At 60.2% G+C, this 13,215-nt stretch carries 10 protein-coding genes and 1 pseudogene; 4 read left to right on the top strand and 7 right to left on the bottom strand.

The annotated features are described in order from the left end of the window. The 3 genes from ACIQ36_RS04790 to ACIQ36_RS04780 form a co-directional block, all read right to left on the bottom strand. Positions 1-250 (bottom strand): hypothetical protein (locus tag ACIQ36_RS04790; protein ID WP_395826450.1); only part of this gene is annotated, 250 nt, incomplete at its 3' end. After that, positions 240-548, bottom strand: coding sequence for a hypothetical protein (locus ACIQ36_RS04785; protein WP_395826448.1), 309 nt, complete (start codon positions 546-548; stop codon positions 240-242). The genes ACIQ36_RS04785 and ACIQ36_RS04790, both read right to left, overlap by 11 nt. 436 nt (positions 549-984) lie before the next feature. Further along, positions 985-1,437, bottom strand: a complete 453-nt coding sequence (locus ACIQ36_RS04780; RefSeq protein ID WP_395826446.1) for a hypothetical protein — start codon at positions 1,435-1,437, stop codon at positions 985-987. Positions 1,438-1,904: 467 nt separating this feature from the next. Here ACIQ36_RS04780 and ACIQ36_RS04775 point away from each other — a divergent pair, with 467 nt between their 5' ends. After that, entirely contained in the window at positions 1,905-3,002 is a 1,098-nt protein-coding gene (locus tag ACIQ36_RS04775) for a hypothetical protein (protein WP_395826444.1), read from the top strand. 50 nt (positions 3,003-3,052) lie between these two features. Then, positions 3,053-3,706: a hypothetical protein gene (locus tag ACIQ36_RS04770; RefSeq protein ID WP_395826442.1), complete on the top strand. Its 654-nt coding sequence runs from the start codon at positions 3,053-3,055 to the stop codon at positions 3,704-3,706. A 45-nt stretch (positions 3,707-3,751) separates the two neighbouring features. Here ACIQ36_RS04770 and ACIQ36_RS04765 read toward each other — a convergent pair whose 3' ends face one another. From ACIQ36_RS04765 to ACIQ36_RS04755, 3 genes are all read right to left on the bottom strand, one after another. After that, positions 3,752-7,954: a strawberry notch-like NTP hydrolase domain-containing protein gene (locus ACIQ36_RS04765; RefSeq protein ID WP_395826440.1), complete on the bottom strand. Its 4,203-nt coding sequence runs from the start codon at positions 7,952-7,954 to the stop codon at positions 3,752-3,754. 112 nt (positions 7,955-8,066) lie between these two features. Further along, complete coding sequence (locus tag ACIQ36_RS04760) at positions 8,067-10,046, bottom strand: ParB/RepB/Spo0J family partition protein (RefSeq protein WP_395826438.1); 1,980 nt, start codon at positions 10,044-10,046, stop codon at positions 8,067-8,069. A gap of 79 nt (positions 10,047-10,125) precedes the next feature. Further along, positions 10,126-11,331 carry a DUF932 domain-containing protein gene (locus tag ACIQ36_RS04755; protein ID WP_395826436.1) on the bottom strand — a complete coding sequence of 402 codons (1,206 nt, stop codon included), beginning with the start codon at positions 11,329-11,331 and terminating at the stop codon, positions 10,126-10,128. A 150-nt stretch (positions 11,332-11,481) separates the two neighbouring features. On the opposite strand from ACIQ36_RS04755, the gene ACIQ36_RS04750 reads away from it, so the two are divergent. Both ACIQ36_RS04750 and ACIQ36_RS04745 read left to right on the top strand, forming a co-directional pair. Next, complete coding sequence (locus ACIQ36_RS04750) at positions 11,482-11,730, top strand: type II toxin-antitoxin system Phd/YefM family antitoxin (RefSeq protein WP_395826434.1); 249 nt, start codon at positions 11,482-11,484, stop codon at positions 11,728-11,730. After that, positions 11,727-12,179, top strand: a complete 453-nt coding sequence (locus tag ACIQ36_RS04745; RefSeq protein WP_395826432.1) for a type II toxin-antitoxin system VapC family toxin — start codon at positions 11,727-11,729, stop codon at positions 12,177-12,179. Before ACIQ36_RS04750 ends, ACIQ36_RS04745 begins: the two co-directional genes overlap by 4 nt. 319 nt (positions 12,180-12,498) lie before the next feature. Here the strand turns inward: ACIQ36_RS04745 and ACIQ36_RS04740 are convergent. Further along, a pseudogene (locus ACIQ36_RS04740) lies at positions 12,499-13,155 on the bottom strand (IS1595 family transposase). Positions 13,156-13,215: the final 60 nt, after the last annotated feature.

Genomic DNA, 13,215 nt, shown 5'->3' with positions numbered 1-13,215 from the left:
CCAGCCAGTCGCCCGCGTGCGCTGGGCCGATGAAGCGGCCCCAAGCGGCGGCATCGACCTCGGAGCGATAGCGCAGGGCCTCCTGAACCTTATCGGCCCTTACACGCCGCGCCCAAACTTCCTGGGCCGCACTGCCGGCCAGGGAGGGCAGCGCATAAGTCACCTGGATCTCGGGCACCCAGGCCGGAAGGTCGGCCCGGCGGGCACGGTCAGACCGGCGCTGAACCGGGCCGACAGGCTCAGGCCGCAAGCTCTTCGCTGTCGCCAAATTCGTCGAGCGCGTCGGCCAGCGCATGAAGCTCAGCGGCGGCAAGGCGGCGCGCGGTCGGCGCCATATCGGCGATGGAGGCTAGGGCCGCATCGAGATCGTGATAGACCGCCCGGAAGGTTTCCGGGGTAACGGCGGGGGCGGGAACGACCTGGTCGCCGTCGATGATGAATTCAGGTTTTTCCTGGCCGTCGAGCGCCCAGGCGGCGGCCGTCGGGAAATCCCCGAAAACCTTGTACTTGGCACCAGAGACGTCACGATAGGCGATGAAAAGGCTCATGATTCTCTCCTGAGGAAACAGTTATGAAATAAAAGCTAAATCTACCGCCGTTGAGCGTCGGCAGCGGCGGCTGTTGCCGGTGTAGAGCCTCGCGGCACGAGCCTCACGGGTATTCCATCTGGAATACCCGATATGATTCGCCCGAGTAGAACGCGCATTACGCCGACAGAGGGCCAACCGAGGCTTAGAGCCTCCTCGTCGTCGGCCGGATAGCCTAACTCTACAATAGGGGGACGCTGTTCCATCACAACAGAGACAGCCTGATCGGCGGCTCGCTGTATACGCTGGTTAAGTTGGATGAGGGCAGCAATGACACCCTTTGGTGTTACATCCCTGCCTGAACTCCAGTTTTTAACAGTATCCAGACGCACTCTTACGAAGTCAGCGGCCTCCCTATGCGAAAGACCACAGACTGCACATAATGTTGAAAAAGGGGTCATTCGTCCTCCATAAGCCAACCGAGACGTTCGGCCTCACGTCGCACAGCGGCGCGGGCGCTCGTCCATCCATGACCGACCCAGGTCGTGACGAAATTTTTTGCTTCGTCTGCGGTCTCGAGAATATGAAGACTGCTCATATCAGCCCCGAGCCACTCCTTCACAATATCGTCCTTTGAGGGAGCATCTGCGACGGCCACCCAGTCAGATTTTACTTCCGACAACGATACTTCGGCGATGCATCCATCACGCGCCACGAGTTCAATCCCAGCAGCGCCGATAATGCCTTCAACATCATCGTCAAAACTTTCAGTCAGTTGTGCTGCTGTCCAGATGACCACGTCCGGAGCGACGCTTTTCTGTCCAGCGCGGTCAGCAATTTCTGCGAAACTCTCAGCAGAGAATGCTATGGCGGGACGTTGATGGGGAATTTGGACGATGATCATGGTCATCTTTAGGTCTCACACCTCTTGCAGCGGGCCAATCCCACCGCGTTCATTTAATCTTATGATTTTCCCAAAAAAAACACAACCATTATTTTGATAATTGAATGTTACCCCGGATCGCGATATTTATGAATTCGGCGATATTCCACGCCTGACCTATGCCACAAAAGGTAAACGTCTGAAGCTTAACAGCGGAATACAATGATAATCGACGCATGTGAAAGTGCGGAGACTATTTAAGCTACGACCATTTAGAGCCGGGGATAATGCCCTGGGAGAGGATAACAATGGTTCAATCTCTCTTTCGGGCCATGCTGGCCCGAAGCCGCGCTAATCTTAGGTCTTTTCAACAACAGGCCAAACTCCTGCAAAGGGCCTCTAAGGATATTTTTGGGGTCGAATATCCCTTGACCCGCTGTCAGGAGGCTATCGCTGCTTCCCACGGCTTGGGATCTTGGAGGGGAATCGCTCAAATGCTTCAACTGACCGGAGCTGATCGTGACACGCCTATCTGGGCGATTGATCATCGGTCGCCTTTGCATGTGGCCATCGATGCGGCTCTTATGCAGGGAGAAATTCCGCATGACCCTCACGCAAACACATTACTTTACGGCATCGCGGATACGGCGCTGAACGTCGCCATGACCGCTTGGGTCGAGGAGATGAATCAGCGAAGCCTACCAGGGCTGCTGCTCATCGACACTGAGGCACGATCTCTTGAGGAATCGTCGGTATGGGGTTCAGTCGACGCCCTCGGCCTTGTCGAGCTAATGAACGGTTTCAGGTGCCTCGACACGCGCCTAAATCACCTCCCAGGTCGGATATACGCTAATGCCGTCGTCTGGCGGCAGGCGATCAATAGCGTGACCTTCGACGATGCCAATTTCCGACAGTCGGGAACAATGGCTGTCATCGAACAGGCGATACGTGAACGGGCCTTTTTGGGCATCAACTCAGAGTTAGCGCCTGTAAGTTCAAGTGGTTTTCTCGAAGCCTGTTCATTGGCTGCCGATCCAGGTGTTCTTGTTGAGAACCTTCTCGACGAGATCGAGCGGAAAGCACCTGATCGTCACGTGTTCCGAGATTATGCGCGTAAATACCTCGGGTTAGTCTCGGGGAGAGAATCACCGGATCGCTGTCCCAAGGGTTCGCCCCTGGAACTCCCTGCAAGGCTCCAGCGAGCAATCGACGGATTGCGCCGTCGTCAGTTTGCTGATCGCATCAATTTACACAAGGAGGGCCAATATAGGCCGATGATCGTTCTGTTTTCCCGCAACGATCCTACTTCGGTCCTTCTAGCAGGCGCTCTTCATGGAACATTCGCTGCATTCTCACCGAACGCTGAGGAAGCCTTCAGGCGCGGGTTGCCACGACCAATTGTTTATGTGAACGAGCAAGCGGCGGATTTCAGCCCTTACTTTCTCTGCTTTGATGGTTTCACTTATATCGTGGAAACACAGGCTTCTTCTTATCCCAGTGCCGTGAAATATTTGTTCAAGATAAGCACTTTGGTCGAGTGTGAAACAACGGGGATCCGGGTAAATGGGCGGTTTCTTAAAGCAAGTGTGTAAAGCTGGCGCGCAGGCGGGAGCAAATTTCCCGCCATCACTCAGGAGGTGATATGCTTGAAACGATCACGTTATCGATTGCATCCTCATTAGTCACGGCGCTGATCGCAGGCGGCGGCGTAGCTGGTTTCTTGATATGGCTCAGCAAGACCTGGCTGTCGGAGAGGATCAAGCAACAGATAAAAAATGAATATGACGCCAAATTAGAAACTCATAAAGCGGAGTTAAAGCGGGATTCGGACTTGACTATCGAACGACTCCGATCAAGCCTTAATATCGCGGCGAAGGAACATGAGCTACGCTTTTCACATTTACACGGGAAGCGGGCGGAGACCATTGCTGAAATATTTGGCTCGCTCACATTGGTTCTACGAAGCCTAGCTGAATACACCAAACCGCTAGTACTTACCGGAGACAAATCAATGGACGAACGACGGAATATAGCACTCGATGAACATAAGAAATTCCTCGATTGTTACCCGATCAACTCCATATTTCTCCCGAGAAAGACGGCAGATAAAATCGAAAAAATAAACGCAGAATTAGCTATGGCGTACAATCGGTTTCTCTTTACAGTCGATATGCCCAGCAGCAACCCAGATATTGCCGCTGGGATCGAAATATTCCAAAAAATTACTACCGAAATTAAAGATGCATTAGAGGAACTTGGGAACGAATTTCGTGAACTTTTGGGTGATAAAGAATAGTGGTCTTGGGCGGGGGGGGAGGAAACCCCCGCCAATGATTGACCCTCACCCCTCAATCGGGAACCGCCCCAACAGCGCTTCCAGCCCCTTCAGCCCGTCCTCACCTTCCGACCACGGCACAAACACCCGCGTCCTGAACTGGATGATTTCCACAAAACACCCGGCGGCTTTCAACTCGGCCAACATCGGCTCGATCTCGCCCTCGACCTCGATGCGCTTTTCCCCAGCAACCCGGCGCGCGCGAAGCTGCAAGCCGCTGGCAAGCGCGAGCGTCCGCCCTTCAGCGATCAGCGCGGCGCGAACCCCGGCGGGCGTCACCGTCTCGGCGGGTTTAATCCGACCGATCAGCATTTGGGCTGCGGTCGGGGAGAGAACGCGCCCCAGCAGCGCCGGATGATTATTCGCCTCCACCCGAAACACCCGATGATCGGCGAAAGACACCTGCCGCCAGATCGGCAGCAGCAGCCCGGCCAAGACAAAAAGCTCTTCGCTCTCATGGCTTGGGAGGAGGGCAACGGCGGCATTCCAGGCGACGGCAAACATTTGCGCATCGATGCGGCGATAGTCCAGGGCGGCCTCGGCGGCACTCATCTTCCGCCGCCCGGTCGTCGTCGTGAGCCGCACCATCGGAACAATCCCGCCGTCGTCGCCGAACCGCCCGGCACAGGGTTGCAGGAGGGCAGGCACGCCGGTTTCCCGGTGTTCAACCGGAACCGCCTTGTCATGCTCAAACAGCGCTTGGTTCGCACTGGCCCGATAGACCGGTACATCGCGGCGAATGCGGTAGAGCCGGGTTTCAGCGCCGGTACGCGCGTGAGTGGTGAGGAGGTGATCGTCGATCACTTCGATGTTTTCGCCGGTGAGCTGCTCGACGCCCCGGTCATAGGTGCCGCGCTCTTTGGCATCCTCTATCTTGGCGGCGATATAGGCGTCCAACTCGCCATAGATCCGTTCTTGGTCGGCCAAGGCGAAGGCCAGCAGACGGTTCAAAAACCTTGGCATCGGCGGCATCTGGTCGAGGGGCTTACCCTCCTTACTCACCAGCTTCAGCCCCGATAGGCGCTCAAAATCCGCAAGCGCGATACTCTCCGCGCGCCCATCGATCAGCGCGGTAAACCAGGCTTTCAGGGCTGAGAGGGCATAGGGGCTTTCAAGATTATCCTCGGCGCGGAACAGGCCACTTCCGCCCGTCTGCCGCTGGCCCTTGGTGAGCGCGCCCATTTCCTCAAGGCGACGGGCAATGGTCGAGCTAAAACGCTTATGGGAGGGAACGCCGACCGCCAAGACGCGGTAGCGCGGCGGGCAGACCTGCCCCGAGCGATGGGTGCGTCCGGCCCCTTGGACGGCTTCATTCGCCTGCCAGCCCGGTTCGATAATGTAGTGATTCCGGCGGCGGTGATTCTTCGCACCCCGCTCGGCATGGTACGAGCGCCCCGTCCCGCCCGCCTGGCTAAAGGCGAGGATGCGCTTGCGGTCGGCCATGAAGGCGTCGGTTTCGGCAAGATTGGCGCGGGCGCTGCGCTTCTCGATCACCAACAGGCTCTCGCCGCCGTCCCGCTTATAAATCGGGCGGCGCTGGCGTCCGGAGACTTCTGCCACGGCGTCGGCCCCAAAATGCCAGAGGATCTGATCGAGAATGGTGGGAACCGGCTCTAAGGCACCACAGCTCAGGATCATTGCATCCCGCAAGGCCTCGGCCTCCCGGCTGCGGACGATATTGCCGTCGGCATCGCGCACGGGCACCAAAGTTTTACCGAGACCGAGGATTTCTACCTCTTCGTAGAGTTCGGTCGGGAAAGCCCCGTGCAGATAATCCAGCAGGAACTCACGCGGGGTTAGATCAAGGGAATCATCCGCCAGCAGCCCAGTGAAGCCCGGATCGATGCGGCGGTTCAGCATCGCCTCGCCCGTCGACACGAGCTGAAGCACAACGGCTTCGCCCGCGGCAAGATCGGCCTCGATGCGCTGAAGCACCGTCGGCGCGGCCAATCCCGTAATCAGGTGCGAGAAAAACCGCTGTTTGACGCTCTCAAACCGGCTCATCGCCGCCCCGCGCGCCCGCTTGCTGACGGTTTGCCCGTCCGGGTTCAGGACGCCGGTCGCTTGCAGCGCCGCCGTGACGTTCGCATGGATGACCTGGAAGGCCGTCGCATAGGTATCGTAGATCTGTCGCTGCCGATCGGTCAGATCATGGTGCAGCACCTCATACTCAACCCCGACCATGGACAGCGCGCGCGCGCCATAAAGCCCAAGGGCTTTTAGATCGCGGGCAACCACTTCCATCGCCGCAACCCCGCCGGCGTTCATCGCGTCGAGAAAACTGTCGAGATTGGGGAAGGGGGTTTCGCGGTTCCCCCACAGCCCCAGGCGCTGCGCATAGACCAGGGCCTCCAGCTTTGATGCGCCCGTTGCCGAGACATAGACGAAGCGGGCTAAGGGCAGGGCGCATTGCAGCCGCATGCCGGTAATGCCCTGAAGCGATCCTTCCTGAAGGCCAAACTCCTCGTCCTCGACCGAGAGGGCGTTCGACAGCGCGTGGCTTTCGTCGAGCAGCACCACCCCGTCAAACTCTTTGCCCAGGGCAGTGAGCAGCTGCTTCAGCCGGGTCCGCCCCTGCTTGCCCTCTGCCCTCAAGGTGGCATAGGTCACGAACAGAATGCCGCTGGTGACGGGAACATCGGCATCCATCGGCCATCCGCCAACGTCATGAATATCGAAGGGATTGCCGCCCAGGGCCGCCCAATCGCGGCGGGCGTCCTCGATCAACAGGGCTGATTTCGAAATCCACACCGCAAGGCGACGGCCTTGCAGGAAATTATCGAGAATAATCGCCGCGCCCTGGCGGCCTTTACCCGCGCCGGTGCCATCCCCCAGGAAATACCCCTGGCGGACGATAAAACCGCCCGATACGGCCTCAATGAAGGCGGTCTCACTCGCATCGGGTGCCCAAAGGCCAGGGAGAAATAGGCGATGGGCCTCGCCCGCGTGAATAATCGTCTCGAGTTGCGCCACCGACAGCAGGCCCTTTTCCACCAAGCGACCGGGCAAGAGCGGCTGATAGGTCGGGACCGGCGGCAGGACGCTCGCCATGGCGAGGCTTTCGACAAGATCGGTCGGATGGGGCAGCGCGCCGGGAATATCGACGCGCTGGGGCACATAGGCGGCAAAAACGGGCGAGACCGGCTCGCCAAACTGTGCTTGGGCGCGGGGATGATACACAAGGGGCTGCGGGATCAGCGCCTGCGGGCGCGGCGCGGCGGCGGCGCGGGTCAGCCCCGCCAGCGGGCTGGCCAAGGCGGGAGCCAAAGTATTGAGGCTCGCCCGTGCCGGGAGCATGTCCAGCACTTGCAGCGCTTCGGTCAGGCTTTCGGCGCGATAGGCGAGGTCGGCCCCGCCGCCGGTCGGTGCCACCTTGTCGAAAACGCAAAGGAGCGTTTCGACCGAGGTGCCATGTTTGCGAAAAGCCGAACCCGGTACCAGCAACCGCAAACGCCACGCGGCCCGATCTTTCATCTTTGCCCACCAGACCGAGGCCTCGCTAAAACTCGTCGGCAGGATCGCCACCAGGCGGCCGCCGGGGGCAAGGCGCTTGAAGGCCGCGTAGAGGTGGCGCTCGGCCATGGAAGGGTCGGCGCGGGTGCTCGAGGAGACGAAAGGCGGGTTCATCAGGATGACGCTGGGCCTCAGGTTCGGCGGCAGCAGATCATCGATATGCTCGGCATTATGGGCCGTCGGCACCAAGCCTAAGACGCGCCCCAGCAAATCCCGGCGCGGCGCATCGATTTCATTGGCGAGCAGCTTCGCCCCGAAGAGCTGGCCGATCTTGGCCAAGGCTCCGACCCCGGCGGAGGGCTCGAGCAGGGTCTCGCCGGCGCGAATATGCGCCGCAACCCCGGCAACGAAGGCGTAGGGCAGGGGCGTTGAGAATTGCTGAAGCCGAACCTGGTCTTCCCCACGACGGCTTTGGGTTGGGAGCCGCGCCTGGGCGGCTTCGAAGGCGGCAAGGCGGGTCTCGGGGCTGCTGGAGACCGCCGCCAGATCCTCGGCCGCCATCAGCAGAGCGGCTTCGCAGAGGTCATAGGCTTGCCGCCACGACCAGGCCCCGCTGGCGTCGCTATCGCCGAAGCGTGCGATCATATGGCTTTGCAAGGTAGCGGCGGTGATCAGGCGCTGGGTGCGAATATCATTGGCCAGTAGGTCGAGCAGCTGCTGGGTAAGATCGAAGCGGGGCGCGCGGAGAGCAGTCATTTGGGAGAACCTTTCTAAGTGTGTCGAGAGACACCCCTGCGAAGCCCTCCTTTCCTTTGCGGTCGTTAAAAGCGACGGGGCGCTTCCCGGTGAGGAAAGCGCCCCGTGCTGCTTATTCCGCTGCTTCTGCCAGCAGGGACACCGCGTCCCCTTCCTCGGCGTCGCCCGCGTCTTCACCCGCCTCGCCCTCCTGCCCGAAAGGCATCACCTCCATCCCGTGCGGGCTCCAGGCGGCAACCGCCGCGCGCTGCGCCTCGGTCAGCCCCATGTCGATTCCGGCGAAGAGGTTGACCATATAGCCGACCAGATCGACCTTCTTGGCCGCCGTCATGCCCGCGGCGTGCATCGGCAGACCGAGATCGCGCAAGACCGCCAGCATTTGCGGGCGGGTCAACCGGCTCCAGAAGGTCGTATCGGGCGTCCAGACGTCGCGGATGCTCGTCAGGGCATAACCCGCAACCATTTCCCCGAAACTCCCGGCCCGACGGTCATCGATGGGCAGATGGAGCAGTTTGCCAAGGGCGAGCCCCAGCAACCTCTCCTGCACGTCCTCGGGGAGTGCGCAGAAGGCCCGAAACTGCTCGTCCGCCGTCTCGGCATTGAGCCAGTCGAGCGGCAGGGCCTGGGTGATGCTCTGGATCTCGCGCAGCACCGGCGTATCGCGGAGTTTACCGGCGCTATGGCGCTCCCAGGCATTTTCGCGGATGAGGTGCAGCCCCTGCGGGCCGCGCCCGGTGAGGCCGATCATTGCAACGGCAAACAGCGCGGCTTTGCTGGCGAGCGGACCGGCCTGGGTCAGACCAATCGTGGCAATCTCGGCGCGCTCCAGCCCCAGGTCCGCGACCAATCGAGCGCTGAAGTTCAGCGGGGCGTCGCCTTCGGGCTCCTCCTCGCCCTCGACCATCGCCTCCGGCGCGGTCTCGCTCGCTTCGTCCGGGATATCGCTTAGCGTCGGCGTGACCGGCTGGCGTTCGACGAGCCCATGCCGCGCCACTGGACCATTGTGCGTCCACCAGACGATGACACCCGCGCCTGCGGCTTCGGCCGGATCGAAGACGTCGGCTTGCAGGGCGTTGAGTTCCTCTTGCAGGGCATCCGCTTCGGCAGCGAGGTTTGCTTCTTCCTCCTCCGATGCGGCGTCGGCCATGAGCCCTTCAAGAACATCGAGTCGGTCGGCGATTGCATCAAGACGGGCCTCCTCGGCCTCGGTGAGGGGACGCGGCTGGCTGCGCAGCAGGGTGTAATTGGCGAGCAGGTCTTGATCGGGTGCCGGCAGTGCCTTCGACCAGGCGAAGCCATGCTTTTGTTTCTCGGCGTCGGCCAGGGCTTGCAGGCCCTCCATCAGCAGCCGGTCCACGAGGCCGCTGTCGTTAAGCACCGACTGGTCTTCGAACAGGGCTTCGGTGATCGGCCCGCCGGCGGCACGGTAGGCGTCGAGGACGAATTGCGCGCGCGGGTTCGACAGTTGGATGCTGGCGCTTTCGAGGCGATTGCGGATCGAATAGGGGTGCGTGCGCTCGTTATCGGTTAAGCTCTCAAAGACTTGGAGCTGAACCGCCGGGTCCGGGTGAGCCGCATAGGCCTTGAGCGCGTCAAGGCTCCCGCCGCTCCGAAATGCCGCGCGGATCGTCGGATGGACCCGACCATAGCTCAGGCGCTCGCGGACATAGCGCTCGGTGAGGGCGAAGGCGCGGGCGATATCGCCGATCGACATGCCCTCGTCAGCCATGCGCGCGAAGGCGGCGAACTCGTCCAGCGGGTGCATCCGCTCTTGGGTGGTATTCTCGGCCAGCGACATGGCACTCAAATGCGGCACGTCGGCATCGATGACGATGCACTCGATGCTGCCCGCGGGTAACAGCCCCTCCGCGGCGAGGGCTTGCAAGGCGGTAATGCGGCGGCCGCCGATCAGCGCGCCGAAGCTGCCGCCGGGCAAGGCCTGGACGACAGGGGTTTGCAGCAGCCCAAGGGCAGCGATGCTGGCTTTGAGCGCTTCCATGCCGTCGGCGCTATAGCTCTCGGGTTTACGGACATTGGCCGGATGGACGCTCAGTTTGGCGATCTCGATCTTACGGCGGGTGGTTTTCGTCATGATGTGCTTCCTTCTAACTTCTTGAACCCCCCAGCGGGGCACCCTTAAAAGGGCACCCCTTTCCTTTAGGGCGGTTGGGTCAGGTCAGACGGTCGAGGAGATGCTTCGCGCGTAGTTCGCGCTCGATCCGCGCGTCCTGGTGGGGCAGGGCACGGGCGGTTGCGGTGATTCCCTGCACGAAGTCGAAAACGCTGCGTGCCGGGTGCCCCTCCTCCTGAAGCACCGACTGGATGATCGCTTCAGCGTCGGGCTTGGTGAATTTCTGGCGCTGGAGGAACTCCAGGCGCTCCTCGGCCGTCTTGGCAACAATCGTCTCTTTGGCGGTCGTGATGGCCCGGCGGAATTTATTCGGGGAGCTATTGGCATAGGCCGCCAGCGCCGGAGCCACATCCTCGGTGAAACGATGCATCGCATGGCGGGTATGGCGGATCTTCACCTCCCGAAATTCCTCCGCGCCCCAGATATTGCGGTTGGCGCAAACGCCGCGCAGGAAAAACGTGGCGATTCCGAGGGTCTTGGCCCCGACCTCGGAATTATAGGCGTAGAACCCCCGGAAATAGACGTCGGGTGAGCCATCCGGGAGCTTACCGATCTCAATCGGGGTCAGATCATCGACCAGGAATACAAAAACATCTTGGTCGGAGGCATAGAGTGTCGTCGTCTCTTTGGTGACGTCGACGAAGGGATTATAGGTCGAGGAACCCCAGTCGATCAGGCCAGGCGTTTTCCACCGGGTATCGCCGGTGCCGTCGCCCGCAATCCGCCGGATGGCAGACACCAAACGAAAATCGGGGATGCGCCCGTAATCCGGGCCGGTCGCCGCGCGAAGCTCGGTAAAGCGGCCTTTCGCGTCGGTGAGAGTCTGCACCTGGATGTGGTCGTTCTTATCGGCAAGGCCCCATTGCAGGTTCACCGCCGCCAGGGTCGCCGGAAGCTGCCGGAGATAGCCCGCTGGCGCTCCTGCGAGCTGCGCCAGGCGGCCAAAGCCCCAATAGGTCGGCAGGGCTACCTCGTCCGAAGGCAGATGCAGCGCCAGCCGGTCGGGATCGTTGCGCGACGCCTGGATGCGGATCTGGCTGGGCTCGAAAGTGGATTCCCGGCTGCGGTTGGAGCGGTCGCGCAGGAAGGCGTCCAGATCTGCGAGCGAGAGGAATTTCTGATCATCGGGGCGGGTCTGCCACTGGCGGGACACCGCGCCGATGAGCTGGCCGCGCTGGGCGTCGATTTTCCAGCCGCCGGCCGGGACAGTGGAAGCAACGGGGGAGGGGGCGAGCAGGGTGGTCATGGCGCGGAACTCCTTGAGCGCTGTGAATGACACCCTGAAAAAAGCTATCCTTTCCTTTAGGCTGGGCCGATGCGCCGTCACCTGTCCCCCCTTGAGGGGAGGGCGAAGAGCGCCTATTATGGTCACATGTGACCACTGGGGCGGGTTAAAATGCTAACCATCACCTTAAAAGATGCCAAGGCTGGCTTTTCAGGCTTGGTCGATGAGGCCCTGAAAGGGGCCTTCGTGACGATTACGCGGCACGGCAAACCCGTTGCTGCCCTCGTCTCGGTCGAGGCCGCCGAAATCGCGCGCAAAGCGATGGAACCCAAACGCGTCGGCCTCGCCGCGTACCTCCGAACCTTTCCGGGCGAGGCTTTTGAGCGGAATCCAGCCCCGTCCCGGACGATTGACCTGTGACCGGGTTCCTGCTCGATACCAATGTGATTTCTATGCTATCGCCGTCGCGCGCCGAGGCGTCGGAGGGGTTTTTGCGCTGGCTTGATCAGATGGACGGCCAAGGCCGGCTCTTTTTGTCGGTTGTCACCCTTCATGAAATCGAAAAGGGTATCGCCCTTCTGGAGCATAAGGGCGCGACAGCAAAAGCCGCCAGTTTGAAAATCTGGCTGGCTGGCCTCATTGCTACCTATGACGATAAAATCCTTGCGGTCGATGCCCTCGCCGCCACCCTGGCCGGACAGTTAGAGGCTAAAGCGCTGGCCGCAGGCCACGATCCAGGAATGGCCGATGCAACGATTGCAGGTATAGCGAAAGCTTACGATCTCGTGATCGTTACTCGGAATACGAAACATTTTTCTCCGTTCTGGGTTAGTGTTCAAACGCCCGAGGCGCTTGGCGGCGGGCAGTGATGCCGCCGAGCCGCTAGCAACATCAAACTGCCACGATCTGACAGGGCTCGAAGTTGGGGCGCCGCTGCGGCTCAAGCGGTTACGCAGGAAGACGTTGATATCTGCTGGCGAGAGGTTTTCTGATCATCCGGGCGAGACGGCCATTGGCGGAACACCGTGCCGATGAGTTGCCCGTGTTGCTGGCGACTTTCCAGCCGCCGGCTGGGACATATCCAAGAACGGGAAGGGGACGCGCAGGGTTATCACATCAAGAAACCTCCTGAGTCTGGCGAATTAAATTCTAATAATGTTTGGGGCTGACATAGATAAGGGTTGATTTTTATACTTTGGCCCACTGCCTGAGGGTTTTCAACAGGTTGCTGGCTGGTCGGTAATTGAAGCGCCATTCACACTCTTTGAGGAACAGGTGGAAGTGGTGTTTTGGGATTCCGTTGTAGCTCCGCAGGTGGCGCTTAGCTTGGTTCCAAAAGTTTTCAATCCCGTTGATGTGATTACGCTGATCGGCAAACTCTTCGCTGTGGTTGATGCGATGGTGCTGAAATTCGGAAACGTCTAGAACATCTTAAGCGCGAAAGCTGTCCGTATAAACAATGCTGTCGGGTTTGATGCGCTCGCGGATAATGCCCATTAAAGTCGGTGACTTAGCATCTGGGATCATGACAGCGTGGACCAATCCACCCCGCTTCAGCAGCCCGAAGACAGGCACCTTTCCGGCAGCACCCCGCCCGCGTTTGCCTTTGCGATGGCCGCCAAAATAGCTCTCATCCACTTCGACCTCGCCCGCCAGAAACGGGGTTTGCTCGGCAAGGGTTTCGGAAATGACCTCTCGAAGTTTGTGATAGAAGAGCACTGCCGTATTCCGGTTTACCCCGGTCAACTCCGCCGCCGTCCGCGCCGGAACCCCCGCCACGAACAACCTCAAAAGCTCAAGCTGAATACTTGGAAGCAGCCAGCTCCGCCGGCGCGCCTTATCCATCTGACAGAAATAGCCTTTCTCAGCTATCTATGTCAGCCCCTTTTCTTTTTTCCCGCAGAG

This window comes from Elstera sp. (genome assembly GCF_044372965.1).
GTDB lineage: Bacteria > Pseudomonadota > Alphaproteobacteria > Elsterales > Elsteraceae > Elstera.
The sequence above is the reverse complement of the archived record's forward strand: the minus strand, read 5'-3'. Positions and strand labels throughout refer to the sequence as shown.